The organism is Pseudomonas simiae (assembly GCF_000934565.1).
GTDB lineage: Bacteria > Pseudomonadota > Gammaproteobacteria > Pseudomonadales > Pseudomonadaceae > Aquipseudomonas > Aquipseudomonas simiae.
On the sequence record NZ_CP010896.1, the window covers coordinates 3676808 to 3702834 of the forward strand.

Below are 26027 nucleotides of genomic sequence, written 5' to 3' on the forward strand. Positions count from 1 at the left end.
CGAAGGCGGCCTGACAGCCAACCACTCTCCTACTGTTGCCCCGCGATTCAAATGTGGGAGCTGACAAGCCCGCTACAGGGTGAGTCGTGCGGCCAGCGCCTTGGCTTGCAGCGCTACATCCGTCACTGCGGTGCTTTCCCACCACATCCCGCGCAACGGCGGGCCCATGGCGAACAGGCGCCGGCTGATAGTGCCCTCGGCGTCCAGCACCGCGCCCGACGCATCCGCCGCAATCCCCAACGCCAGCGGCCCGGGGCGGACCAGTCCACGTTTGAGCAATTGCTGCGGCAGCGGACGAGCCACACGGCGCCAGTCGTATTCGATGCCGCTGGAGTTGATCAGCGCTGCACCCGAAACCAGGGTGATGGCTTGCTCGCCGCGATGACGCAAGCGAATGGTCACGCCTTCAGCCGAAGGCTCCAAGCCCTTGAAGGAGGCTGCCCGAATCCGCAAACGCCCCTCATCATGCAAGCGTGCCACCAACTGCGCGCTCAACGGCGGCGAACGGTGATGATGGCTTTCCCACCACGGCCGCACATGCCGCACGAACTGGCGTTTCTCGCGCTCGCTGGCCTGGCTCCACAGGCGGCCGATGTGCGCGCGCACGGTGTCCAGCGGCGCTTGCCAATCAATGCCCTGCGTTTGCGCGATAGCGCATTGCCGACGGACTTCACGCAACAACTGCCGTGGGCTGCGCAGACGGTGATCCTCGCCGAGAAAATCCACCCAGCTCGGCGGTTGCCGGCGCACATGGGGCAGCAAGCCGTGACGCGAGAAAACCTCGACGGGCCCGCGATGCCCGGCCTGTTCCAGGGAGACCACGGCGTCGACCATAGTCAGCCCCGACCCGATGATCAGCACCGGCGCTTGTGGGTCAATCCCGGTCATCGCCTTGACATCCCACGGGTCCACCGCCGCCGCGTTCAGCCCTGTGGATTCAGTCTGTGGTGTACGGGCCGCCGGGAACATGCCGGTGGCCAATACCGCAAACCCGCCGCGCAGTTGCTGGCCGTTATCGAGGGTCAGCAGCGTCGAGGCTTCCTCCACTTGCAGGTCGACCACTTCGCCGCGCACGTGCTCGACGCTGGATGCGGACTGCGCCCTGGCCTCAGCCAAGCGCTGCTGGGCGTACAAACCAAAAATCCCGCGCGGCGGGAACAGTTCGCTGATCGGCACGCGTTGCTGGTCGGACTCGGGCCAGCCACCAGCGCCGATGTAGTCGGTGAGCCATTGGGTCAGGTCGTCGGCATTGTCCGGGTCGACACTCATGCGCGCCGCATTGCCGTTCAGGGTATGGCCCAGTTCGACAGCACTGTAGGCCTCGCCGCGCCCCAGTTCCGCGCGCGGCTCGATCACCAGGATCCGGCGTTGGCCAGGCAGGCGCAGCAGTTGCACGGCCAGCATCGTGCCGCTCAGGCCGCCGCCGATGATCAGTACATCAGCGTTGCGGATGGATTCAGTCATGCAGAGTCGCCCTTACCGTTTGCCCAGATAAATGTCATGCAAGTCACCCCGCGCCAACAGTTCAGCGGCACTGCCACTCAAGGCCACGCGCCCAGTATCCAATACGTAGCCGTGGGACGCATAGTTCAGCGCGACGTTGATGTTCTGCTCGGCGATCAGGAAGCTCACCTGCTGCTCGCGGTTGAGCTGACCGATGATCTCGAAAATCTCCTGCACGATCATAGGCGCCAAACCCATGGATGGCTCGTCGAGCAGTACCAAAGTAGGACGGGTCATCAACGCCCGGCCGATGGCGACCATCTGCTGCTCGCCGCCCGAGGTGAGGCCGGCGCGGGTGTGGCGCTTGGTCTTGAGCCGTGGGAACCACGCGTAGAGGCGTTCGAGGTCGTGCTCCATCTCCTGGCGGCTCAGGCGCCGGACAAAACCACCGCTGCGCAGGTTATCTTCCACGCTCAGTTGGCCGAACACATGGCGACCTTCCAGCACGTGGACCATGCCCTGGCGCACGCGCTGGCTGGGGTCGATGCCGGCCAGGTCGGTGCCAGCGTATTCGATCGTGCCCCGGCTGACCTCGGCCCGCTCGGCACGCACCAACCCGGAGATGGCCTTGAGCGTGGTGCTCTTGCCGGCGCCATTGGCACCGAGCAAGGCCACGATCGCGCCCTTGGGTACGCTCAGCGACACACCGGCTACCGCGAGGATCGCGCCGTCATAGATCACTTCGATGTCGTTGACGCTTAACAGTGCCTGGCTGGCGGATTCAGCGGCGGGCTGGCTCATGGTTTATTCATCCCCGGTGCAGGTACGCGGCGTCAGACCTTTTTCCTTGGCGAACGCTGCCGATTTGTCATCGATCAGCGGGCGCAACAGCGCGCGGTCGGCGGCGATCCAGTCGCTGATCAGCGTCCAGTTGGCGCCGTCCCACTGTTGCACTCGCGCCGACCCACCACCTTCATGGTCGCGGCACGACAGCTTGAGGTTCTGCATCAGGCCCAGGTAGCCCATGTCCTTCAAGCGCGCATCGTCGATGTTCAGGTGCTCCAGGCCCCAGCGGCCTTCTTCGCCATTGAGCGGGCGCTTGCCGAACTTGACCTGGCCGGTGCGAATCGCTTCTACCGCCACGGCGGCGTTCACCAGGCCGGAGTTGTAGTAGACGCTGCCGAAGTTCTTCAGGTCCTTGAGGTCGCTGTGGCCCTTGTCGAGGATGTACTGCTTGAGGCGTTTGTGGATCTCGAAATCAGCCCCGGCCGGGTATGGCGTGAGGGCCAGGTAGCCCTTGGCGGCGGCACCGGCGGGCAACACGTCTTCGCTGGAGCTGGCCCAGATATCGCCGATGATGTGGTCGACCGGGAAGCCGAAGCGCGCGGCGGTCTTTACCGCGACCGGCGTGGACACACCCCAGGTGCGCAGGAACACCCAGTCCGGGTTGGCCTGACGCACCTGCCGCCATTGCGCGGATTGTTCGTTGCCGGGATCGGCCACCGGAATCTGGATGTTTTCGAAGCCGTACTTTTCCGCCAGCAACTTCAGCGGGCCGAGGGTTTCGCGACCATAGGCCGAGTCGTGGTAGACCGTGGCGATCTTCTTGCCCTTGAGTTTGTCGAAGCCGCCTTCGCGCTGGGCGATGTAGTTCACCAGCGTCGATGCCTCGCTGTAGAAGGTCAGCATCACCGGGAAGTTGTAAGGGAACACAGTGCCGTCAGTGGCTTCGGTGCGGCCGTAGCCGAGGGTGATCAGCGGGATCTTGTCGACCTCCGCGCGCTCGCTCAGCGCATACGCCGCTGGCGCGCCGTTGGGCTGGTAGACCGCGACCGGCGCGCCATCCAGGCCATTCTTGAAGCGCTCATAGCACTCGATGCCCTTCTCCGCCGTCCACTCGGTTTCGCACTCCTGCCACACCAGCTTTACGCCATTGATGCCGCCTTCGACCTCGTTGATATAACGCAAATAGTCGATCATCCCGGCCCACACCTGCACACCGCTGGAGGCGTAGGCGCCCACGCGATAGGTGGCCAGGGGAATGAACTGCTGGTCCGGCGAGGCCGTCGCCTGGGGGACCGCACCGGCCAGGGTTGCCAGCGTAAACGCGGCGCCGATCAAGGAACGTTTCAAGGATGCACGCATGGGGGCTCTCTATCAGTCAGTAAAATAAACAGTCAGTCGAAAAGGCTCAGAAACGCAGCGGCCACTGCCGCACACGGTCACGCAGGTTGTGCAACAGGCGAATCAAACCCTCGGGTTCCTTGATCAGGAACACGATGATCAACACGCCAAAGATGATTTTCTGCAGGTTCTGCAACTGCCCCGCATCCACCGAACCGCCGAAGAGTGCCTGGCCGGCATGGCTGAGGAAGATCGGCAGCAGGCTGATGAAGGCCGCACCGACAAAGTTGCCGGCGATGCTGCCCATGCCACCGATAATGATGATGAACAGGATCTGGAAGGAACGATTGATATCGAAGCTACTGGCGCTGGCCGTGCCCAGGTAGGCAAAGGCCCACAGCGCGCCGGCAATCCCTAAGTAAAACGAGCTGACCGCAAACGCCAGGCGCTTGTAGCGCACCACCGGGATGCCGACCACGGCGGCGGCGGTGTCCATGTCACGGATCGCCATCCAGTTGCGCCCGATCTGGCTGCGCACCAGATTTATCGCGGTCCAGGTCAACAGCAGCACGGTGACCAGGGTCAGCAGGTAACGGCCCAACGGCGTGTTGAGGTCATGACCGAACAGCGCCAGCTTCGGCGCGGAAATGGTCCCTGACGAACCGTAGTTGTAGAACCAGGGGAACTTGACGAACAGCCACTCCAGGAAAAACTGCGCGGCCAGGGTGGTGACCATCAGGTAGAAGCCCTTGATCCGCGAGCTCGGCAGGCCAAACAGCAGGCCGACCAAGGCGCTGATGATGCCACCGCCGAGCAGAGCCACCGGCAACCCCAGCTCCGGCAGGCGCAGCAAAAACCCATAGGTCGCAAACGCGCCGACGGCCATGAAGCCGGCCGCCCCCACTGAGGTCTGGCCGGTGTAGCCGGTGAGCAGGTTCAGGCCCAGCCCGGCCAGCGACAGCACCAGGAACGGGATCAGGATCGCGTTCAGCCAATAGTCATTGCCCCACAGCGGCACCACGATAAAGGCCAGCGCCAACAGGCCGATCAGGGCCCAGGGGATGCGCCGCTGAATCAGCAGCAACGGCGCGGTGTCTTGAGCAACGGGGATCGACATGGTTTCAGACTCGCTCGATGGCGCGCTCGCCGAACAGGCCGGCGGGACGGATATACAGGAAGGCCAGGGCCAATACATAGGCGAACCACGGCGTGATGCCGCCGCCAATCAATGGGCCGATGTACACCTCGGCGAGGTTCTCCGCCGCGCCGACAATCAGCCCGCCGACAATCGCCCCGCCAATCGAGGTAAACCCGCCGATGATCAGCACCGGCAAAGCCTTGAGCACCACCAGCGACAAGGAAAACTGTACGCCCTGGCGCGCGCCCCACAGCAGGCCAGCCACCAGCCCGACAATGCCCGCCACCGCCCAGACGATCTGCCAGATGCGGTTGAGGTTGATGCCGATGGACAGCGCCGCCGTGGTGTCATCCGCCACCGCACGCAGCGACACACCGATGCGGGTCTTGTTGAACAGCAGCGCCAGCACGGTCACCAGCACCACAGCGGCGGCGGCAGCGATCAGGTCGAACTGGCTGAGCATCAGCGGGCCAACGAACAGCGGCACGTCGTCGATGCCCAGGTCAAGGGCGCGCACCTGGGAACCCATCAAGCCCTGGGCCAGGCCTTCGATAATGAACGACAGGCCCAACGTGGCCATAAACAGGGTGATTTGCGAACGGTTTACCAGCGGCCGCAGCACCAAACGTTCGATGAGCAAGGCGCCGACGATCATCACGATCACTGTCACCAGCAGCGCCAGGGCAAACGGCACGCCTTGGTCATGCAGGCTGACGAATGTCAGTGCGGCAAACAGCAGCATCGAGCCCTGGGCGAAATTGAACACACCACTGGCCTTGTAGATCAGCACGAAGCCGATGGCAACCAGCGAGTACATGGTGCCGGCGAGCAGGCCGCCGAGCAGGGTTTCGAAGAAGAACGTCATGCGTTTACAACTCCCAGGTAGGCCGCGATCACCTCGGGATTGGCCTGCACGTCGGCTGGTGTGCCGTCGCCGACCTTGCGCCCGTAATCGAGCACCACCACATGGTCGGACAGGCCCATCACCACGCCCATGTCGTGTTCGATCAACACCACGGTAGTGCCGAGGTCGCGGTTTACGTCGGCGACGAAGCGCGCCATTTCCTGTTTTTCTTCGGCATTCATGCCAGCCATGGGCTCATCCAGCAGCAACAGGCTCGGCCCTGCGATCAACGCCCGGCCGAGTTCCACGCGCTTTTGCAGGCCGTAGGACAGGTTGCCCACCAACACATCGCGATGGGCTTGCAGCTCAAGGAATTCGAGAATGCCCTGGGCCCGCAGCCGGAATGCTTCGGCTTCTCGGCGTGCGCGGGGCAAGCCCAGGGCCTGTTCGATAACGCTGCTGCGCATGTGGCGCGACAGGCCGGTGAGAATGTTGTCGAGCACGCTCATCTTCTTGAACAGCGCGTTGTTCTGGAAGGTGCGGCCAATGCCCCGGCGCGCGGCCCCCAAGGGGTCGATGCGGTGGAAGTGCTGGTCTTCGAAGACGATCTCGCCGGCGTCGAAGCGATACACACCATTGAGCACGTTGAGCAGCGAGCTTTTACCGGCACCATTGGGCCCGATCAGCGCGCAGATTTCGCCGCGCGCCACCTCGAAGGACAAGGCATTGATCGCCTTGACGCCCTTGAACGACAGCGAAATATCCCGCACTTGGAGAATGGCCTGGCTCATGCGATGTCCCGCTTGAATTCCGCCAGCCACGCCGGCGAAGGGGTGGATTTGACGGGTTGCCAGATATACGCCAGTCGCTGGAAACCCAGGAGTTTGCGCACGCGGTTTTTCAGCAGGCGACGCAGGCCGCTTTGAGGATGGGCGATGGCCCAGTCGCAGAGGCGCCGACGCCAGGTGCCGTGGGGCGCCAGGCGGCTTTCGATCTCGTCGGCCAAGTGCTGCAGGCGTGCGGGCGACAACAGCAGGCCGGTGGGAGCGACTTCACTGCGATCACGTCGCGCCGACGCCAGGCTTTCCGGAAAGGCCAGGCCATGGCCGCTGTTCAGCCACTGCTCCAGGACCACCGCCAGGCCGCCCTGCCAATGGGTGCCCTCTTCGCTCCACAATGAAGTTTCGCCTGTGGGGTGCCACCAACGTGCGATGTGTTGCGCGGGCGCCAACGGACCGAGCAATTGGACGAAGTCCAACAAATTGGCCGACTGCCAATGGCGCACGGTCTGGCGGTTCTGCACATAAGCATGGGTGGGGCGAATGCGCCACAGGTGCGGCTGGAGCGCCTCGGGTTCCAGGTCATCGGCCAGGGTCAGGACCTGCCCGCCGATGGATTGCGCCGCCAGCGCCAGCAACAATAGGTTCGGCTCGAACGCACCGCTCAGGGCCAGCCGCGAGTGCTCGCCGAAACCTTGCTGGCGCAAGCCATCGGCCAGGCGCTCGACGTCACGCAATGCGTCAATCCAGCGCCACGCGTACCACTGCCCCTGGCGCTTGTGGCGCAGGGCGGTGTGCAGCGGCGTGATCTGCGCCCAGTGCTGCAGTTGTTCCAGCGCCTTGGGCAGGTTGCCGAGGAGTTCGGCAGGCCATTCCAGGACCAGCGGACGTTTGAGTTCGTGCACGCTCATAGGGGGGGTTGCTCCTATTGGGTGGTGTGCGTGCGGTGGTCCGCTGGCGGGTATCGATCAAACAATAAAGATCAAACGGTGGGAGCTGGCGTGCCTGCTCCCACATTGACCGAGGTGTTTCAATCAGAGACGGGTGGCTTTGAGGTCGCGGTAGCTGGCGCCAGGATGGTTAGAGGCCAACCTCGCACCGTCGCCAAACAACTTCTCGCGCAAGGTGCCCTGGGCGTATTCGGTCTTGTACACACCACGCTTCTGCAACTCCGGCACCAGCAGGTCCACGGCGTCGATGAAGGTTTCATGGGTCAGTGCATAGGCTAGGTTGAAGCCGTCGACATCGGTCTCTTCGACCCATTCCTGCAACAGGTCCGCCACGGTTTCCGGGCCGCCGACAAACAGCGGGCCAAAACCGCCGATGCCGACCCAATCGGCCAGTTCGTTTGGCGTCCAGACTTTGTTCGGGTCCGCCGTGGAGAAGGCTTCCACCGCCGATTGAATCGCGTTGGTGTGCACGTGCTTGAGCGGTTCATCAGGCTTGAACTGGCTGAAGTCGATACCGGTCCAGCCAGAGATCAGCGCCATCGCGCCTTCGTAGCTGACGTAGGATTTGTATTCGTCAAACTTGGCCTTGGCCTTGGCGTCGGTCTCACCGACGATCACCGTCTGCAGGTTGAAGATCAGGATCTTCTGCGGATCCCGCCCGGCTTCGGCGGCGCGGCGGCGGATGTCGGCGACCGTCTTTTTCAGCAGCACCTTGGAGGGCGCGGCGACGAATACGCACTCGGCCTGTTCAGCGGCAAACTGCTTGCCACGGCTGGACGCACCGGCCTGGTAGAGCAACGGCGTGCGCTGCGGCGACGGCTCGCAGAGGTGAATGCCGGGCACCTGGAAGTGTTTGCCGACATGGCGGATTTCGTGGATCTTGCTCGGGTCGCTGAAAATCCGGCGCTCACGGTCACGCAAGACAGCGCCCTCCTCCCAACTGCCTTCCCAGAGTTTGTAGCAAACCTCCAGGTATTCCTCGGCGTAGTCGTAGCGCGCGTCGTGTTCGGTCTGGGCTTGCTGCCCGAGATTCTTGGCGCCGCTTTCCAGGTAGGAGGTGACGATGTTCCAGCCGACACGGCCCTTGGTCAGGTGGTCGAGGGTGGAGAGACGGCGGGCGAACGGGTACGGATGCTCAAAGGACAGCGAAGCGGTGAGGCCAAAACCCAGATGCTCGGTGACCAAGGCCATCGGCGCGATCAGCGACAGCGGATCATTGACCGGCACCTGCGCGGCCTGGCGAATCGCCGCATCGCCGTTGCCGTTGTAGACGTCATAAATACCGAGCACGTCGGCGATAAACAGGCCGTCAAACTTGCCTCGTTCGAGGATTTTCGCCAGGTCGGTCCAGTATTCCAGATCCTTGTACTGCCACGAACGGTCACGCGGATGGGCCCACAGTCCCGGAGATTGGTGGCCGACACAATTCATGTCGAAGGCATTCAAGCGGATTTCACGGGACATCAAAGCACTCCGTTGAGGTGATAATTGCCGACGACCTGGTATTTCCAGCGCAGGGGGTCGTCGAGGGTCGACGGCAGTGCGGTGCGTTGCCCGGTGAGTTCGAATTCGGCGTTGCTCGCGGCGATCAGGGCTTCGGCGGCGGCAATTTGCGCTTCGGTGGCGGCCACCGGGCTGGGGTGGGTTTCGGCGCGTTCCAACAGGGCAGCGGCGACATCGACGCGGATCTGTAAGTCGCCAAAGCGGCTGATCTCGTAAGGGTCAGCGCTTTTCTCGACATGCCGGCGGGTGCTGTCCAAGAGTTGGCGCGCAAGGCTCAGTGCGGTCATGGTTAAGCTCCTTAGTTCCAGGCGTGGCGCGCGGGTTTCACGCCGTTGAGCACGAAATTACCGATCAGGTGATATTTCCAGCGGGCCGGGTCGTGCAGGGTGTGGGTGCGCGCATTGCGCCAGAAACGGTCGAGGTTGTGCTTGCCGGTGACCGAGCGGGTGCCGGCCAGTTCGAAGAGTTTGCTGCTGGCGAGCAAGGCGGTTTCGGCGGACAACACTTTGGCCTGGGCGACGACCAGCGAGGCATGGGCGACGGAGTCTTCACTCGGCTCGGCAAGGGCGCGGTCCACCGCCTGGCCGGCCTTGGCGAGGATGGCTTCGGTGCCGTGCACCCGCCATTCCAGGTCGCCGATGGCGGCGATGGTGAACGGGTCTTGCCAGCCGTGATCCTGCTGGCTGTCGATCCATGGGCGTGCCTGGCGCGCGAAAATCTTCGCCTGCTCAAGGGCGCCGAGGGCGATGCCGGTATCGACGGCAGCCTGGATAATTTGCGAGATCGGGCCATCGGCCGTGGGTTGATCGAAGGCCAGGTGCGCAGGGACTACCGCGCTCAACGGCACGGTGACGCCATCGAGGGTCACGCCGCCGCTGGCGGTGGTGCGCTGACCAAAGCCATCCCAATTGTCGATCACGGTCAGGCCTGGTGCATCGCGCTCGACAAAGCCAATGAACGCCTGGCCGTGTTCGTTATTGCCGACCGTCGGCACGATATGGGCAAACAGCGCGCCGGTGCAGTAGAACTTCTCGCCGTTGATTTGCGCGGTTTCACCGTGGAAGCGAATCTGCGTGTCGAAGGTGCCGGCGTTTTTGCTCTTGGCTTCGGAGAAGGCGTTGCCGAAGCGGTAGCCCTGGAGGACTTTGCCGAAGTAGTGCTGCTTTTGTGCCTCTGTGGCCGTTTGCAGCAGGATGTCCACCACGCCCAAGTGGTTCTGCGGGATCTGCCCCAGGGACGGGTCGGCGGCGGAGATCAATTTGATCACCTCGGCGACCGTCACATAGGACACTCCTGCGCCGCCGTACTCTTTGGGAATGGTGATGCCCCATAGGCCGCTGGCAGAGAATTCGTCGAGTTCGGCCACCGGCAGGCGACGCTCACGGTCGCGCGCGCTGGCGTCGACAGCAAACCGTGCGGCCAGGCGCGTGGCGACTTCGATGGCTTCCGCGTCCGAGCGGATGACATGGGCAGGGTGTTGAGGGTGGGCTGACATGGGCCGACTCCAGGCTCCGAGGGGATACTGGAGTGATTGCAGGAGTCGTGCCTGAATCTAATCGCCAATAAAATCAGCGAGTTGCTGGCAATTAAGCGCAGTAGCGCGTAGTTCAAACCAGCAAAGTGTCCATCCACTGTTGCCGGGTGAACAGTTAGATCACCACGTTGCGCACAAACCGCACAGCCACATCGCCGTCATTGCGATAGCCATGGACGTGACGGCTGGCGAACATATAAAACTCACCGGCGGCAACGCGCTTCTCTTCATCGCCCACCAGCAATGTGAGGCAGCCTTCGAATACAAATAGCTGCACGCTCCAGCCATCCGGGTCGGGGTCGGGACTGTAGCGATCACCTGGCTCCAGTTGCATTTCCCATAATTCGACCTCACGCCGCGCCGTGGCCTTGGCCAACAGCACCGCTTTGCTCCCCGGAATTTCACCCGCCCAGGCCAGTTCGTTGATGCGGCTGTGGTCAGGCGCATCCGGGGCCTGGATCAGGTCACTGAAGGCTACGTCCAACGCTTCGGCGACACGGTCGAGGGTGGACAAGCTGACATTCTTTTCCCCTGCCTCGATGGCCACCAGCATGCGCCGGCTGACCCCGGATTTTTCCGAAAGCGCGGTCTGGCTCAGGTCGGCGGCGTGGCGCAGGCGACGAACGTTCTGGCTGACGTGCTGCAGGACCGAAGCCCGGTGTGGATTTTCTTTGTGCACTATATTGCTCAATGGGTGGGTGTGCGCAGTATACTGCCCAGCGTGCGGCGCATTGTGCGGTCCGTGCCTTTCCCTTGCAAGACCGAGCCGCCATGACCACCCCAAACTCCCCTTCGCGTTTCAACCGCTTCAGCAAAGCCGAATGCATCCTGGTGGTGATCACCATGATCTGGGGCGGCACCTTTTTGTTGGTGCAGCATGCGATGACCGTCAGCGGCCCGATGTTTTTCGTCGGCCTGCGGTTTGCGGCGGCGGCCATCGTGGTGGGGTTCTTTTCCTTGCGCACCCTGCGCGACCTGACCCTGTTCGAGTTGAAGGCCGGGGTGTTTATCGGCGTAGCGATCATGTTTGGCTACGGATTGCAGACCATTGGCCTGCAGACGATCCTGAGCAGCCAGTCGGCGTTTATCACCGCGCTCTATGTGCCCTTCGTGCCATTGCTGCAATGGCTGGTGCTAGGGCGGCGCCCGGGGTTGATGCCGAGCATCGGTATCATGCTGGCGTTCACCGGGCTGATGCTGCTGACCGGGCCGGCGGGCGCTTCGCTGAATTTCAGCCCTGGTGAAATCGCCACCTTGATCGGGGCGGTCGCGATTGCGGCGGAGATCATCCTGATCAGTGCCTTTGCCGGCCAGGTGGATGTGCGCCGGGTGACCGTGGTGCAACTGGCCACGGCATCGTTGCTGTCGTTCCTGATGGTGGTGCCGATGGGCGAAGCATTGCCGGGTTTCTCCTGGCTGTTGCTGTTCAGCGCAGTGGGCCTGGGCTTGACCAGTGCGGTGATCCAGGTCGCCATGAACTGGGCCCAGCAAAGCGTATCGCCAACCCGTGCCACGTTGATTTATGCCGGTGAGCCGGTGTGGGCAGGCGTGGTGGGGCGAATCGCCGGGGAGCGCTTCCCGCCGATTGCGATGGTGGGCGCGGCGTTGATTGTGGCGGCGGTGATTGTCAGTGAGATGAAGACCAAGGGGCAGAAGGCCCTCGAATTGCGCGATGAGCGGGAACAGGAACAGCAGGGATAAGGTCCGAATGCTTGCAGTGGCTGTCAGATCGCCATCGCAAGCAAGCCCGGCGCCTACAGAGGGCGGTGTGGACACTGGAACAGGCTCGCTTGAAACAAAGCTAAATGAGCGGTTTCGGCCTACCTTGTAGGATCCTGCCACATCTTGCCGTTTGGTGATCGTGAAAGCGGCACGTATGATGCATCCCAAACTTCCGCAGATTAGAAGCCTATGTCCCTGATAGTTCTACTGCTTCTGCCGTTTATTGGCAGCTGTCTGGCGGCCTTGCTGCCGCACAACGCACGTAACACCGAATCCCTGTTGGCCGGCCTTGTCGCACTGGTCGGTACTATTCAAGTCGCCCTGCTTTACCCTCAGATCGCCCACGGTGGCGTGATCCGCGAAGAATTCATGTGGTTGCCCAGCCTTGGGCTGAACTTCGTTTTGCGCATGGACGGGTTTGCCTGGCTGTTCTCGATGCTGGTGCTGGGCATCGGCACGCTGGTGTCGCTGTATGCGCGCTATTACATGTCGCCGGACGACCCGGTGCCGCGCTTCTTCGCGTTTTTCCTGGCATTCATGGGCGCCATGCTCGGGCTGGTGATCTCCGGCAACCTGATCCAGATCGTGTTCTTCTGGGAACTGACCAGCCTGTTCTCGTTCCTACTGATTGGCTATTGGCACCACCGCGCCGATGCGCGACGCGGCGCATACATGGCGTTGATGGTCACCGGCGCCGGCGGCCTGTGCCTGTTGGCGGGCGTGATGCTGCTGGGGCATATCGTCGGCAGCTATGACCTGGACCGGGTGCTGGCGGCGGGCGATCAGATTCGCGCCCATTCGCTGTACCCGGTCATGCTCGCCCTGGTACTGATCGGCGCCCTGAGCAAAAGCGCCCAGTTCCCCTTCCACTTCTGGCTGCCCCACGCGATGGCGGCCCCCACGCCGGTGTCGGCGTATCTGCATTCGGCGACGATGGTGAAGGCCGGCGTGTTCCTGCTGGCCCGCCTGTGGCCCTCGCTGTCCGGCAGCGAAGAATGGTTCTGGATCGTCGGCGGTGCCGGCGCGCTCACCCTCCTCCTCGGCGCCTACTGCGCCATGTTCCAAAATGACCTCAAGGGCCTGCTGGCCTACTCCACCATCAGCCACCTCGGGCTGATCACCTTGCTGCTGGGTCTCAACAGCCCACTGGCTGCCGTCGCAGCCGTTTTCCATATTCTCAACCATGCCACGTTCAAGGCCTCGCTGTTCATGGCGGCCGGCATCATCGACCATGAGAGCGGCACGCGGGACATCCGCAAGCTCAGCGGGCTGGTCAAGCTGATCCCGTTTACCGCGACCCTGGCGATGGTCGCCAGTGCCTCGATGGCCGGCGTGCCGCTGCTCAATGGATTCCTGTCCAAAGAGATGTTTTTTGCCGAGACCGTGTTTATCTCATCGACCGCGTGGGTCGAAATTGCCCTGCCGCTGATTGCGACGATTGCCGGCACGTTCAGCGTGGCCTATGCCCTGCGCTTTACCGTGGATGTGTTCTTCGGTCCGCCTGCCACCCATCTCCCGCACACGCCCCACGAACCGCCGCGCTGGATGCGCGCGCCGGTCGAGTTGCTGGTGTTCACCTGCCTGCTGGTGGGGATCTTCCCGGCTCAGGTGGTCGGTTCGATCCTCGCTGCCGCCGCCCTGCCCGTCGTCGGCGGTGAACTACCGGAATACAGCCTGGCGATCTGGCACGGCTGGAACGCGCCGATGATCATGAGCCTGGTGGCGATGTCCGGCGGCGTGGTGTTGTACCTGCTGCTGCGCAAGCAACTCAAGCGCGGTCGCTTCAAATACCCGCCCATCATCAGTTACTTCAACGGCAAGCGCGGCTTCGAGCGCAGCCTGGTAGTGATGATGCGCGGCGTGCGCAAGATCGAAAAACGCATCAGCACCAAGCGCCTGCAGACTCAACTCTTCTTGCTGGTATTGGTGGCGGTGATCGGCGGCATGATCCCGATGCTCAACAGTGGCTTGAGCTGGGGCGATCGCCCGAAAATCCCAGGCTCCATCGTGTTCGTGACCCTGTGGCTGCTGGCAATTGCCTGCGCCCTGGGTGCCGCCTGGCAAGCCAAGTACCACCGGCTGGCGGCCCTGACCATGGTCAGCGTGTGCGGCCTGATGACCTGCGTGACCTTCGTGTGGTTCTCGGCGCCGGACCTGGCGCTGACCCAGTTGGTTGTGGAAGTGGTCACCACCGTGCTGATCCTGCTGGGTCTGCGCTGGCTGCCCCGGCGGATAGAGGAGGTGTCGCCATTGCCGAACACCTTGCGCAAAGCGCGGATTCGACGGGTACGCGACTTCCTGTTGTCGACCGTGGTGGGTGGCGGCATGGCGTTGCTGTCCTATGCGATGCTGACCCGCCAGACGCCCAACGATATCTCCTCGTTCTACCTCAGCCGTGCCCTGCCCGAAGGTGGCGGCAGCAATGTGGTGAACGTGATGCTGGTGGATTTCCGCGGCTTCGACACACTGGGTGAAATCACCGTACTTGGCGCCGTGGCGCTGACGGTATACGCCCTGCTGCGCCGCTTCCGCCCGTCCAAGGAAAGCATGCAATTGCCCGCGCAACAGCGTCAGTTGGCGCCGGACGTGGCCACCGACCTGGTCAACCCGCGCCAGGCCAGCGACACCGCCCTGGGCTTCATGATGGTGCCGGCGGTGCTGGTGCGCCTGCTGCTGCCGATTGCGCTGGTAGTGTCGTTCTACCTGTTCATGCGCGGGCACAATCAGCCAGGCGGCGGGTTTGTCGCGGGCCTGGTGATGTCCGTGGCGTTTATCCTGCAATACATGGTTGCCGGCACGCAGTGGGTCGAGGCGCAGATGAGCCTGCGGCCGATGCGCTGGATGGGCTTTGGCCTGTTCTCGGCGACGCTGACCGGTCTCGGCGCACTGTTTGCCGGGTATCCATTCCTCACCACCCACACCTGGCATTTCAGCCTGCCGGTGCTCGGCGATATTCACATCGCCAGCGCCTTGTTCTTCGACGTCGGCGTGTACGCCATGGTCGTAGGCTCCACGCTGCTGATGCTCACCGCCCTCGGTCACCAGTCCGTGCGTGCCCATAAACCGAGCAACCAGGCCAAAGTAGTTGCCGCAACGGAAGGAGCCGCCTGATGGAAGAAGTCATCGCAATTGCCATTGGGGTCCTGGCCGCCTCCGGCGTCTGGCTGATCCTGCGGCCACGGACGTTCCAGGTGGTGATGGGCCTGTGCCTGCTGTCGTACGGGGTCAACCTGTTCATTTTCAGCATGGGCAGCCTGTTTATCGGCAAGGAGCCGATCATCAAGGACGGCGTGCCACAAGACCTGCTCAACTACACCGATCCGCTGCCCCAAGCGCTGGTGCTCACCGCCATCGTGATCAGCTTCGCCATGACCGCGCTGTTTCTGGTGGTGCTGCTGGCCTCACGGGGCCTGACCGGCACTGACCACGTGGATGGCAGGGAGCCCAAGGAATGAATTGGGTCAACCAACTGATCGTCGCCCCCATCCTGCTGCCGTTGCTCACCGCCGCACTGATGCTGATGCTCGGCGAAAAACGCCGTCCGCTGAAGGCCAAGATCAACCTGTTCTCCAGCGTCATCGGCCTCGGCATCGCGATCCTGCTGTTGTACTGGACGCAAAAAGGCGGCCCCGGCTCGATTGGCGTCTACCTGCCGGGCAACTGGCAGGTGCCATTCGGCATCGTGCTGGTGGTCGATCAACTCTCGGCGTTGATGCTGGTGCTTACCGGGATCATCGGTGTGAGCGCGCTGCTGTTCGCCATGGCCCGTTGGGACCGTGCCGGCACCAGCTTCCATGCACTGTTCCAGATTCAGATGATGGGTTTGTATGGCGCATTCCTCACGGCGGACCTGTTCAACCTGTTCGTGTTCTTCGAGGTGCTGCTGGCGGCGTCCTATGGTTTGATGCTGCACGGTTCCGGCCGTGCGCGGGTGTCGTCGGGGCTGCATTACATTGCGATCAACCTGCTGGCCTCGTCGCTGTTCCTGATTGGCGCGGCGATGATCTACGGTGTCACCGGCACGCTGAACTTCGCGGACCTGGCGCTGAAAATCCCGCTGGTGCCCGAGGCCGATCGCGGACTGTTGCACGCAGGTGCCGCTATCCTCGCGACCGCGTTCCTGGCCAAAGCTGGCATGTGGCCGCTGAACTTCTGGCTGGCCCCCGCCTACTCCTCGGCCAGCGCGCCGGTGGCGGCGATGTTTGCGATCATGACCAAGGTCGGCGTGTACACCGTGCTGCGCCTGTGGACCCTGTTGTTCTCCGGCCAGGCCGGTGCATCGGCATTGTTTGGCGGCGATTGGCTGGTGTATGGCGGCATGGCAACCATCCTCTGCGCCGGTTTGGCGATGGTGGCGGCGCAGCGGCTGGAGCGCATGGCCAGCTTGAGCATTCTGGTGTCGGCGGGAATCTTGTTGTCTGCCGTCGGTTTCGCTCAACCCAGCCTGACGGCGGGGGCGCTTTTCTATCTGGTCAGCTCGACGTTGGCGCTGAGTGCGCTGTTCCTGCTGGCTGAACTGATCGAACGTTCGCGCTCGGCCAATGACCTGCCACTGGATGAGGAAATCGATGCGTTGCCCAAGGCCATGGAATCCCTGCATCCGCGGCCCGGCGTGAACCTCGACGATGAACAGAAAGCCGTGGTCGGCCAAGTGATTCCCTGGACCATGGCCTTCCTTGGCTTGAGCTTTGTTGCCTGTGCACTGCTGATTATCGGCATGCCGCCGCTGTCCGGGTTTATCGGCAAGCTCAGCTTGTTGAGCGCGCTGGTCAATCCGCTGGGCCTGGGTGTCAGCATTGACGCGCCGATACGCCCGGCTGCCTGGGGCTTGGTCGCACTGTTGATCCTGTCTGGCCTGGCCTCGCTGATCGCTTTCGCCCGCCTGGGCATCCAGCGTTTCTGGACCCCGGAAGAGCGCCCTTCGCCGCTACTGCGTCGCTACGAGTGCCTGCCGATCTTCTTCCTGCTGGGTCTGAGCATCCTGCTCACCTTCAAGGCCGAGCCGTTGATGCGCTACACCCAGGACACAGCCGTCAGCCTGAACAACCCGGAACACTACGTGATGGCGGTGATGGCCACGCGTCCGGTGCCAAGCCCTGAAGCCAAGACCGCCGCGCTGGAGGTGCAACCATGAAGCGCCTGTTCCCTGCCCCGTGGTTGTCGCTGGCGTTGTGGTCGTTGTGGCTGGTGCTGAACCTGTCCGTGAGTCCCGGCAACCTGCTGCTGGGCGCCTTGCTGGGCTTTCTTGCGCCATTGATGATGGCGCCGCTACGCCCCTTGCCGATCCGCATTCGCCGCCCTGGGGTGATCATTCGCCTGTTCTTCCTGGTCGGCCGCGATGTAATCATCTCCAACCTGCAAGTGGCCTGGGGCGTATTGATGTGCGGCACACGAGCGCCGCGGTCGCGCTTCGTCAAGATCCCCCTGGACCTGCGCGACCCCAACGGCCTGGCTGCGCTGTCGATGATCACCACCGTGGTGCCCGGCACTATCTGGTCGGAACTGGCGCTGGACCGCAGCATCCTGCTCTTGCACGTGTTTGACCTGGAGGACGAAGCGCCCTTCATCGAGCACTTCAAGACCACCTACGAACGGCCCCTGATGGAGATCTTCGAATGAGCGCCCTGCTCTCCAATGCGATCCTGTTGAGCCTGTTCCTGTTCTCGCTGGCCATGGTGCTGACACTGATCCGCCTGTTCAAAGGCCCGTCGGCCCAGGATCGGGTCCTGGCGCTGGACTATTTGTACATCCTGGCGATGCTGATGATGCTGGTGCTGGGCATTCGTTATGCCAGTGACACGTACTTTGAAGCGGCGCTGCTGATTGCGCTGTTTGGCTTCGTGGGCTCGTTTGCCCTGGCGAAATTCCTGCTGCGTGGGGAGGTGATTGAATGATGCCGTTATGGGTGGAAGTGATCGTGGCCGTACTGCTGGTATTGAGCAGTGTGTTTGCGTTGATTGGCGCGATTGGCTTGCTGCGGATGAAAGACTTTTTTCAGCGCATGCACCCGCCGGCACTGGCCTCGACCTTGGGCGCATGGTGCGTGGCGCTGGCGTCGATCATCTACTTTTCGGTGCTCAAGTCCGGGCCGGTGTTGCACGGGTGGTTGATACCGATTTTGTTGTCGATCACGGTGCCAGTGACCACGTTGCTATTGGCCCGCACCGGACTGTTCCGCAAGCGCATGGCCGGTGATGATGTGCCGGCCGAGGTCAGCAGCCGCCGCTGATTCATCAAGCGAACCCCCTTGAAAAATGTGGGAGCGGCTTGCTCGCGAAAGCGGTGTGTCAGAAACACATACAGTGACTGATACTCCGCTTTCGCGAGCAAGCCCGCTCCCACATTGGGTTGTGTATCAGACATAAGACCTGATGTGCGCTGCCAATTCCGCCAGTTCAGCATCATCCGCCCGCACATAATCGTGGGACGAGATATAGCCCTCGTACGCCTCGAAGAACTTCTCCACCTTGGAGCTGATCGGCTTGAAGGTACTGTCACACCCCGTCCCGTGCATGGGAAACAACTTCGCATGCAGGTGGTCCACCCCATACCCTTCCAGCATCATCCCGGTGCGCGCCACATCCGGAAACGCCCGGTCGATCTGCAACGCGGTCTTCTTCGCCGCTATCGCGAGCCCGGCCAACACTTCATCCGACTGTGCAAACGCATAGCTGCCGTAATGCTGCTTGGGGATCACTACGCTGAAACCCGGCGTATTGGGGAAGATCGACAAAAATGCCATATGCTGGTCGTCTTCCCACAGGATGTGCGCCGGGGACGTCTTTTTAACGATGCTGCAGAAAATACATTCCATTTGAATCACCGCCAGTTGGGTCGTGGCGACCATCTAAAGCCAGGATCAGGCGGGCGTCAAAATAAATGCGCATTTTCCGAAATGCCCCAAGGACGTATGCGATGAGCAAAACCTACACCCCCGCCACCGCCGCAGCCGATGTCGAAACCACCCTCGCCTGGCTCGGTGGGCGCTGGAAGCTGATCATCCTGTTTCACCTGTTCGGCGGCCAGGTGCAGCGTTATTCCGACCTTGAACGGCTGATCCCGGATATCTCACAGAAGATGCTCGCTCAACAACTGCGCCAGCTCGAAGCTGATGGTCTGGTGCAGCGCACGGTCTACCCGGTGGTGCCGCCCAAAGTGGAGTACCGCATGACCGAGTGGGGCCAGAGCCTGTGCCCGGTGCTGGATGGCCTGCTCAAATGGCAGGCCGCCAAAACGACACGCTAGACCGTGGGCACGGTGCCGCCGTCGATCACGTACTCGGTGCCGCTGATCGACGCGGCGCGGGGCGAGACCAGGAAAGCGATCAAATCAGCCACTTCCTCAGGCTTTGCAGGCCGACCCAAAGGTATGCCACCCAGCGCCTGCATGATGATCTGCTTGCCACCTGCGTAATCGGTTCCGGCTTCGTCCGCCAGACGCTCTGCCAGCGCGACCGCCGCATCCGTCTCCACCCAACCCGGCGAAACCCGCACGACCCGAACGCCCTTGGGCGTCACTTCTTTCGACAGGCTCTTGCTGTACGTCGCCAACGCTGCCTTTGCAGCGGCATACGCCGTGGTCGATTCCGGCAACGGCAACTCCCGCTGGATCGACGTGACATGAATGATCACACCTGCCCCACGCTCGACCATGCCCGGCAACAGCGCCCGATCCACGCGCACCGCCGCCATCAGGTTCTGGTTGAGCGCATTCGCCCATTGCTCATCATCGAGCACCGCAAAACCACCGCCCGGCGCACTGGAACCGCCGAGTACATTGACGATGATATCCACGCCGCCAAATTGCTCCTTCACCACCTGGGTAGCGCTGGTGCAACCGGCGGCAGTGCCCAGGTCGGCGGCGATGAAATGCACACCCTCGGGTGGCGAAACCACCGCCGAACGCGCGACCGAAACCACCTGGGCGCCCTGCGCCTGCAACACGGCAACCACGGCCGCACCGATACCTTTGGTGCCACCGGTGACCAGCGCGCGAAGGCCTGTTAGTCCGAGATCAAAGCTCATGGAACCTACTCCTGGTTAAAAGAAAACCCAGGATAGGAACGGGACGAACAGGCCACAAGAACGCACGAAAAGGTAATGGGCTCACTCAAAAGTAAGTGTCCGGATTCATGGGGCCTGCGCAACACACCCAACGGAAGGAGCCGGCTTGTCAGCACCTAGCGATGCATCGGGTGGCAATCGATGCGCTCGCCGTTACAGGATCTTTGCACCAAATCTGTTCAGGCGTGGCATCCAATGATCCAGGATGTCCGCAGAGGCCAGCACATGATGTGCGCGCCCGATCAGAAGCCGACGTGGCACGAAGCCGATGTACCGCGAGTCATCGCTGTTATCGCGGTTGTCCCCCAGCATGAAATAGCTTTCGGCCGGCACCACCACCGGCCCGAAATCACGCAACGCGCGCACCGTCGGCATGAACTGCACCGTGCGCTGACGGTTGGCCACCCACTCATTCAGCTTGATCCCCGGCACCGTATGGCCGGGAACAATCGGTTCGCTGATGTCTTGCGCATCACTGTAGGTAGCAGGCACGCCGTTGACCCACAACACTTCATCTTTCATTTCCAGGCTGTCACCGGGAATGCCGACAATGCGCTTGATCAGGCGCATGCCATCCTTGGGCGACGAGAACGTCACCACGTCACCGCGCTGAGGGTTATCGAGCCTGGCCAGGGAAATGTCCGTGAGCGGCACCTTGAGGTCATACGCCACCCGGTTCACCAGCACCACATCGCCCTCCAGCAAGGTCGGGCGCATGGAGCCAGAAGGAATGGGGTTCCAGTCAGCCAGGGACGTACGGAAAACGCCGAAGCACATCCAGAAAATGATTGCGTAACGGTAACGGATCAACCAACTTCGCATACATCCTCGCACTGCAGAAAGGGGTGTCAGGGCTGCTTCTTAGACGCCCGGTTGTTGCACGCGGGGATTAAATTAACATTAGCGTCCAAGCGCACTAAAAGGAGTTTCCGCCATGGATATCAAATGCTCAGTCTTCATCGCAGCGAGCGTCGACGGCTTCATTGCCCGTCCGGACGGTGATATCGACTGGTTGCATCGACCCGAGTATGAAGCCAGCGAGTTGAGCGGCGTGACCTATGAAAGCTTTATCGCCACGGTGGATGCGCTGGTGATGGGGCGCAAAACCCTGGAGAAAGTGCTGTCTTTTCCCGAGTGGCCCTATGAGGGTACGCCGGTCATTGCGCTCTCCCATCACCCTCTGCGGATCCCTGCGCACCTGGAGGGCAAGTTGGAGGTCATGGCGGGAGACGTCACCTCACTCATGGCAACGTTAGCCGAACGCGGTATGAAGCACGTCTATATCGACGGCGGCCAGACGATTCAGACGTTTCTTGAAGCAGGCCTGGTCAATGAGCTGATCATTACGCGTATCCCGGTTGTGCTGGGGCAAGGTATTCCACTGTTCAACCAGCTTGGCAGTGAGCATGCGCTGCACCACGTCGGAACCTACGTGTCGGACAATGGTTTTGTTCAGAGCCAATATCAAGTGAGGGCAGGCGCTCGCGCCGCGCAATAGGGACTGGAGTTCAGGATGACTCAACACATTATTGTCATTGGCGGCGAGTCCACCGAAGACATGACCCGCATGACGCGTATCGATAAACACATCGTCGCGTCATCAGGCAAAACGCACCCTAGCGTGCTCTATATCTCCACCGCCAATGGCGATGACCGAATCAAGATTTCCGATTTCACCGCCAAATATGAAAGCGCTGGCTGTCGCGTAACCTCGCTGGCATTTTTTATTTCACCCTTCCCCAACGCCAATCATGTTTCATCACTCTTTGAGCAAGCCGACATCATTTACGTACCAGGCGGAAATACCCGCGCCATGTTGGCGGTCTGGCACGAATTTGCTGTCGTGGACCATCTGAAGAAGGCCTGGGAAAACGGCAAAGTCCTGTGCGGTGTCAGTGCAGGCGCCATTTGCTGGTTCGAGCATGGGCATTCCGACTCAGGGGGAGCGTTTGCGCTGGTTCAGGGCCTGGGATTGCTGCCTGGAGCACTGTGTCCGCATTTCAGCTCAGAAGCAGGAAGGGAAACCTCGTTTGTCGAGCTTGTTCAGCTTGAGGGGATACAACCCGCGTACGCGGTCGACGATGGCGTCGCTTTGCATTTCAAGGACGGTAAGTACCACGAGACGATCTATAACGACGCAACGAGTAACGCCTATAAAGTCAGTACAAGGCCCCCCTACCTAGCACAGGTATTGCAAACTTCAGGCGAGTAAGCGAAGCAAGGAAATTTCCGACAGCAGTCATTTGGCTTTTGAGATCGACGGCAATCCTCGCAGCGTGGCCTTGGGAATGTGTCGGATGCTGGAGGGGATCCAGCTAATGGTGGATAAAACACTAAGCCTCAAAGACCATTCGACTCACACATAAATCTGAAACCGAAGAGTTCGCAAAGTGCGCACGGTAAAAAATGTGGGAGCTGGCTTGCCTGCGATTGCAGCAGGTCAGTCAACATTTCCGGTGACTGACAGTCCGTCATCGCAGGCAAGCCAGCGCCCACAGTAGATCGAGTGAGCCGTTAAACGGTGTGCAAAAAAACGCCCCGAACCAGTCGGGGCGTTTTTCATTTAGCGTTTACCGATCAAGCCTGATCAGCCAACCGCCATGTCGTCCCACCCTTGCCGTCTTCCAACACCACACCCATCGCGGTCAATTGGTCACGGATACGGTCGGACTCGGCCCAGTCTTTGTTGGTGCGCGCAGCCAAACGCGCCTGGATCAACGCATCCACTTGCGCCGCATCCACACGCCCTTCAGCGCCGGCTTGCAGGAAGTCATCGGCTTCCATCTGCAACACGCCCAGCACGCTGGCCAGCTCTTTCAAGCGTGCCGCCAGGCCCGCCGCTGCATCAAGATCGCTCTCGCGCAGGCGGTTGATCTCGCGCACCATTTCGAACAGCACCGCGCAGGCTTCGGGGGTGCCGAAGTCGTCGTTCATGACTTCGGTAAACCGTGCCACGAACGCTTCGCCGCCAGCCGGGGCAACGGCGGGCAGGCTTTTCAACGCATGGTAGAAACGCTCCAGGGCGCCTTTGGCGTCCTTGAGGTTGTCTTCCGAGTAGTTAATGGCGCTGCGGTAGTGGCTGGACACCAGCAGATAACGCACCACTTCCGGATGGTACTTTTCCAGCACGTCGCGGATGGTGAAGAAGTTGTTCAAGGACTTGGACATCTTCTCGCCATTGATGCGGATCATGCCGCAGTGCATCCAGGCGTTGGCGTAGGTCTTGCCGGTGGCGGCTTCGCTTTGGGCGATTTCGTTTTCGTGGTGCGGGAACTCGAGGTCGCTGCCACCGCCATGAATGTCGAAGGTGTCGCCCAGGCAGCAGGTGGACATCACCGAGCATTCGATGTGCCAACCCGGACGGCCCGCGCCCCATGGCGATTCCCAGCTCGGTTCGCCCGGCTTGGTGGCTTTCCACAGCACGAAGTCGAGCGGGTCTTGCTTGGCTTCGTCGACTTCGATGCGTGCGCCGATACGCAGGTCTTCGATTTTCTTGCGCGACAGCTTGCCGTAGCCCATGAACTTGGCGACGCGGTAGTACACGTCGCCGTTGCCTGGGGCGTAGGCGTAACCCTTGTCGATCAGGGTCTGGATCATCGCGTGCATGCCAGGGATGTGATCGGTGGCACGCGGTTCCATGTCCGGCTTGAGGATGTTGAGGCGGGCCTCGTCCTCGTGCATCGCAGCAATCATGCGCTCGGTCAGCGCGTCGAACGACTCGCCGTTTTCGTTGGCGCGATTGATGATCTTGTCGTCGATGTCGGTGATGTTGCGCACATAGGTCAAGTCATAGCCGCTGAACCGCAACCAGCGGGTCACCAGGTCGAAGGCAACCATGCTGCGGCCGTGGCCGATGTGGCAATAGTCGTACACGGTCATGCCGCACACATACATGCGCACCTTGTTGCCATCCAGCGGCTTGAAGACTTCTTTGGTTTTGCTCAGCGTGTTGTAGATCGTTAGCACGATGCTTCCTTTTCTCTCTATGCAAAGCCGCTCACGGCTGCATCACTGGCCCCACGAATCACGCAAGGTCACGGTACGGTTGAATACCGGCTGACCGGGTTTCGAGTCCTTGATATCCGCGCAGAAGTAACCTTCGCGCTCGAACTGGAAACGATCTTCCGGCTGTGCGTCGGCCAAAGATGGCTCGGCACGACAACCCGTCAGTACTTGCAGGGAGTCAGGGTTGATGTTGTCGAGGAAGCTGGCGCTGTCTTCAGCCTTTTCAGGGTTCGGCGAGCGAAACAGGCGATCGTACAGGCGCACTTCACACTCGATGCTGGCCGCCGCCGGCACCCAGTGGATCACGCCCTTGACCTTGCGGCCTTCAGGGTTCTTGCCCAGGGTGTCCGGGTCGTAGGAGCAACGCAGTTCGACGATGTTGCCATCGGCGTCCTTGATCGCTTCGTCGGCGCGGATCACGTAGCTGCCGCGCAAGCGCACTTCGCCGTTCGGCTCCAGGCGCTTGTAGCCCTTTGGCGGCTCTTCCATGAAGTCATCGCGGTCGATGTAGATTTCGCGGGCGAACGGCAGCTTGCGCACGCCGAGCTCTTCTTTCTGCGGATGACGCGGCAGTTCGAGGTGGTCGACTTTGTCTTCCGGGTAGTTGGTGATCACCACCTTCAACGGACGCAGCACGCACATGGCGCGCGGAGCGTTGGCATCGAGGTCCTGGCGGATGCTGAATTCGAGCATGCCGAAGTCGACCACGCCGTCGGAACGGTTGGTGCCGACCATGTCGCAGAAGTTGCGGATCGAAGCAGGTGTGTAGCCACGGCGACGGAAACCCGACAGCGTGGACATGCGCGGATCATCCCAACCGTGTACGTGCTTTTCATCCACCAGTTGCTTGAGCTTGCGCTTGCTGGTGATGGTGTAGTTCAGGTTCAAGCGGCTGAACTCGTACTGGCGCGGGTGCGCCGGTACCGGCAGGCTGTCGAGGAACCATTCATACAGCGGACGGTGGCTTTCGAACTCCAGGGTGCAGATGGAGTGGGTGATGCCTTCGATGGCATCCGACTGACCGTGGGTGAAGTCGTAGTTCGGATAGATGCACCACTTGTCACCGGTCTGGTGGTGATGGGCGTGGCGGATGCGGTACATGATCGGGTCGCGCAGGTTCATGTTCGGCGAGGCCATGTCGATCTTGGCACGCAGTACGCGGGCGCCGTCCGGGAACTCACCGGCGCGCATGCGGGCGAACCAGTCCAGGTTCTCTTCCACCGAGCGGTCGCGGAACGGGCTGTTCTTGCCCGGCTCGGTCAAGGTGCCACGGTATTCCTTGGCCTGATCCGGGGTCAGGTCGTCGACGTAGGCCTTGCCGGCCTTGATCAGCTCGACGGCCCAGTCGAACAACTGGTCGAAATACTTGGAGGCATAGCGCACTTCACCGGACCATTCGAAGCCCAGCCACTTGATGTCGCTTTCGATGGCGTCGATGTATTCCTGGTCTTCCTTGGCCGGGTTGGTATCGTCGAAACGCAGGTGCGTGACGCCACCGAACTCCTGGGCCAGGCCGAAGTTCACACAGATCGACTTGGCGTGACCAATGTGCAGGTAACCGTTGGGCTCTGGCGGGAAGCGGGTGACGATCTGCGTGTGCTTGCCCGAATCCAGGTCCGCCTGGATGATCGGGCGCAGGAAATTGACCGGGACGGCAGGTCCGGCCTTGGAATTCGAGGTAGGGTCGACAGTGGGCTTGCTCATAGGATCCTTGAACAGACGAGTACGTGGCCGGGCTAGGCCGACAAAACAAAGGCGATATCATAGCTGATGCTGTCAAGTACCTGACAGAGCGAGGCCGAAAACTGCTGCATTTATTGCATCGGCGGTAAAAAACCACCTCGAAATTCCTGCAGGGCACGCTAAACTGCGCGCCTTGGCCGCAGTTTCGCCATACCGGTCGTGGTGCCCAGGCACCCAAA

The 26027-nt window shown here is 61.6% G+C and carries 26 protein-coding genes and 1 pseudogene; 11 read left to right on the forward strand and 16 right to left on the reverse strand.

The window, feature by feature from the left end; translation table 11 throughout:
* Window positions 1-72: 72 nt before the first annotated feature.
* From PF1751_RS16465 to PF1751_RS16515, 11 genes are all read right to left on the reverse strand, one after another.
* On the reverse strand, window positions 73-1464 hold the full coding sequence (locus PF1751_RS16465) for an FAD/NAD(P)-binding protein (RefSeq protein ID WP_044287361.1): 1392 nt from the start codon (window positions 1462-1464) through the stop codon (window positions 73-75).
* 12 nt (window positions 1465-1476) lie between these two features.
* Window positions 1477-2244 (reverse strand): ABC transporter ATP-binding protein, encoded by a 768-nt coding sequence (locus tag PF1751_RS16470; RefSeq protein ID WP_042572131.1) that lies wholly within the window; start codon window positions 2242-2244, stop codon window positions 1477-1479.
* Between the two features lie 3 nt (window positions 2245-2247).
* Window positions 2248-3588, reverse strand: coding sequence for an ABC transporter substrate-binding protein (locus PF1751_RS16475; RefSeq protein WP_044287362.1), 1341 nt, complete (start codon window positions 3586-3588; stop codon window positions 2248-2250).
* A 46-nt stretch (window positions 3589-3634) separates the two neighbouring features.
* The gene (locus tag PF1751_RS16480) at window positions 3635-4684 is read right to left on the reverse strand and encodes a branched-chain amino acid ABC transporter permease (RefSeq protein WP_044287363.1); all 1050 of its coding nucleotides are present in this window, start codon (window positions 4682-4684) and stop codon (window positions 3635-3637) included.
* Window positions 4685-4688: 4 nt separating this feature from the next.
* Window positions 4689-5570 carry a branched-chain amino acid ABC transporter permease gene (locus PF1751_RS16485; protein WP_010209524.1) on the reverse strand — a complete coding sequence of 294 codons (882 nt, stop codon included), beginning with the start codon at window positions 5568-5570 and terminating at the stop codon, window positions 4689-4691.
* Complete coding sequence (locus tag PF1751_RS16490) at window positions 5567-6340, reverse strand: ABC transporter ATP-binding protein (protein WP_021492783.1); 774 nt, start codon at window positions 6338-6340, stop codon at window positions 5567-5569. The genes PF1751_RS16485 and PF1751_RS16490 overlap by 4 nt, the downstream gene beginning before the upstream one ends.
* Entirely contained in the window at window positions 6337-7239 is a 903-nt protein-coding gene (locus PF1751_RS16495; protein WP_044287364.1) for an AMP-binding protein, read from the reverse strand. The genes PF1751_RS16490 and PF1751_RS16495 overlap by 4 nt, the downstream gene beginning before the upstream one ends.
* A 123-nt stretch (window positions 7240-7362) precedes the next feature.
* On the reverse strand, window positions 7363-8742 hold the full coding sequence (locus PF1751_RS16500) for an LLM class flavin-dependent oxidoreductase (protein WP_044287365.1): 1380 nt from the start codon (window positions 8740-8742) through the stop codon (window positions 7363-7365).
* The gene (locus PF1751_RS16505) at window positions 8742-9068 is read right to left on the reverse strand and encodes an acyl-CoA dehydrogenase (protein ID WP_044287367.1); all 327 of its coding nucleotides are present in this window, start codon (window positions 9066-9068) and stop codon (window positions 8742-8744) included. The genes PF1751_RS16500 and PF1751_RS16505 overlap by 1 nt, the downstream gene beginning before the upstream one ends.
* Window positions 9069-9079: 11 nt before the next feature.
* A complete protein-coding gene (locus tag PF1751_RS16510; protein ID WP_021492785.1) occupies window positions 9080-10276 on the reverse strand; it encodes an SfnB family sulfur acquisition oxidoreductase in 1197 nt (398 codons plus the stop codon).
* Between the two features lie 154 nt (window positions 10277-10430).
* Complete coding sequence (locus tag PF1751_RS16515) at window positions 10431-10994, reverse strand: helix-turn-helix domain-containing protein (RefSeq protein ID WP_044287368.1); 564 nt, start codon at window positions 10992-10994, stop codon at window positions 10431-10433.
* 92 nt (window positions 10995-11086) lie between these two features.
* On the opposite strand from PF1751_RS16515, the gene PF1751_RS16520 reads away from it, so the two are divergent.
* From PF1751_RS16520 to PF1751_RS16550, 7 genes are all read left to right on the forward strand, one after another.
* Window positions 11087-12016: a DMT family transporter gene (locus tag PF1751_RS16520; protein WP_010209516.1), complete on the forward strand. Its 930-nt coding sequence runs from the start codon at window positions 11087-11089 to the stop codon at window positions 12014-12016.
* Between the two features lie 210 nt (window positions 12017-12226).
* Window positions 12227-15148: a monovalent cation/H+ antiporter subunit A gene (locus PF1751_RS16525; RefSeq protein WP_038453379.1), complete on the forward strand. Its 2922-nt coding sequence runs from the start codon at window positions 12227-12229 to the stop codon at window positions 15146-15148.
* On the forward strand, window positions 15148-15492 hold the full coding sequence (locus PF1751_RS16530) for a Na+/H+ antiporter subunit C (RefSeq protein ID WP_003192163.1): 345 nt from the start codon (window positions 15148-15150) through the stop codon (window positions 15490-15492). Before PF1751_RS16525 ends, PF1751_RS16530 begins: the two co-directional genes overlap by 1 nt.
* Window positions 15489-17171, forward strand: a complete 1683-nt coding sequence (locus tag PF1751_RS16535; RefSeq protein WP_010209510.1) for a monovalent cation/H+ antiporter subunit D — start codon at window positions 15489-15491, stop codon at window positions 17169-17171. The genes PF1751_RS16530 and PF1751_RS16535 overlap by 4 nt, the downstream gene beginning before the upstream one ends.
* Entirely contained in the window at window positions 17168-17656 is a 489-nt protein-coding gene (locus PF1751_RS16540; RefSeq protein WP_010209508.1) for a Na+/H+ antiporter subunit E, read from the forward strand. The genes PF1751_RS16535 and PF1751_RS16540 overlap by 4 nt, the downstream gene beginning before the upstream one ends.
* Entirely contained in the window at window positions 17653-17931 is a 279-nt protein-coding gene (locus PF1751_RS16545; RefSeq protein WP_010209507.1) for a K+/H+ antiporter subunit F, read from the forward strand. Before PF1751_RS16540 ends, PF1751_RS16545 begins: the two co-directional genes overlap by 4 nt.
* Window positions 17928-18266 (forward strand): Na+/H+ antiporter subunit G, encoded by a 339-nt coding sequence (locus tag PF1751_RS16550; RefSeq protein WP_010209506.1) that lies wholly within the window; start codon window positions 17928-17930, stop codon window positions 18264-18266. The genes PF1751_RS16545 and PF1751_RS16550 overlap by 4 nt, the downstream gene beginning before the upstream one ends.
* Window positions 18267-18392: 126 nt before the next feature.
* Here the strand turns inward: PF1751_RS16550 and PF1751_RS16555 are convergent, their stop codons facing one another.
* The gene (locus tag PF1751_RS16555; protein ID WP_010209505.1) at window positions 18393-18851 is read right to left on the reverse strand and encodes an HIT family protein; all 459 of its coding nucleotides are present in this window, start codon (window positions 18849-18851) and stop codon (window positions 18393-18395) included.
* 101 nt (window positions 18852-18952) lie between these two features.
* Here PF1751_RS16555 and PF1751_RS16560 point away from each other — a divergent pair, with 101 nt between their 5' ends.
* Window positions 18953-19282 (forward strand): winged helix-turn-helix transcriptional regulator, encoded by a 330-nt coding sequence (locus tag PF1751_RS16560; RefSeq protein WP_010209504.1) that lies wholly within the window; start codon window positions 18953-18955, stop codon window positions 19280-19282.
* Here the strand turns inward: PF1751_RS16560 and PF1751_RS16565 are convergent.
* Together PF1751_RS16565 and lepB are read right to left on the reverse strand one after the other, a co-directional pair.
* Window positions 19279-20061, reverse strand: coding sequence for an SDR family oxidoreductase (locus PF1751_RS16565; RefSeq protein WP_010209503.1), 783 nt, complete (start codon window positions 20059-20061; stop codon window positions 19279-19281). The two genes, PF1751_RS16560 and PF1751_RS16565, sit on opposite strands and share 4 nt — an antisense overlap.
* 192 nt (window positions 20062-20253) lie before the next feature.
* On the reverse strand, window positions 20254-20922 hold the full coding sequence (gene lepB, locus PF1751_RS16570) for a signal peptidase I (RefSeq protein WP_021492789.1): 669 nt from the start codon (window positions 20920-20922) through the stop codon (window positions 20254-20256).
* A 112-nt stretch (window positions 20923-21034) separates the two neighbouring features.
* Between lepB and PF1751_RS16575 the strand changes: the two genes are divergently transcribed.
* From PF1751_RS16575 to PF1751_RS29905, 3 genes and pseudogenes are all read left to right on the forward strand, one after another.
* On the forward strand, window positions 21035-21598 hold the full coding sequence (locus tag PF1751_RS16575; protein WP_021492790.1) for a dihydrofolate reductase family protein: 564 nt from the start codon (window positions 21035-21037) through the stop codon (window positions 21596-21598).
* Window positions 21599-21613: 15 nt separating this feature from the next.
* Window positions 21614-22312 (forward strand): Type 1 glutamine amidotransferase-like domain-containing protein, encoded by a 699-nt coding sequence (locus tag PF1751_RS16580; RefSeq protein WP_044287369.1) that lies wholly within the window; start codon window positions 21614-21616, stop codon window positions 22310-22312.
* A gap of 22 nt (window positions 22313-22334) precedes the next feature.
* Window positions 22335-22466: pseudogene (locus PF1751_RS29905) on the forward strand (DUF6124 family protein); the annotation flags it as partial.
* A gap of 211 nt (window positions 22467-22677) precedes the next feature.
* Here the strand turns inward: PF1751_RS29905 and cysS are convergent.
* A complete protein-coding gene (gene cysS / locus PF1751_RS16585) occupies window positions 22678-24066 on the reverse strand; it encodes a cysteine--tRNA ligase (protein WP_044287370.1) in 1389 nt (462 codons plus the stop codon).
* A 42-nt stretch (window positions 24067-24108) separates the two neighbouring features.
* Entirely contained in the window at window positions 24109-25809 is a 1701-nt protein-coding gene (locus PF1751_RS16590) for a glutamine--tRNA ligase/YqeY domain fusion protein (RefSeq protein ID WP_044287372.1), read from the reverse strand.
* Window positions 25810-26027 lie beyond the last annotated feature (218 nt).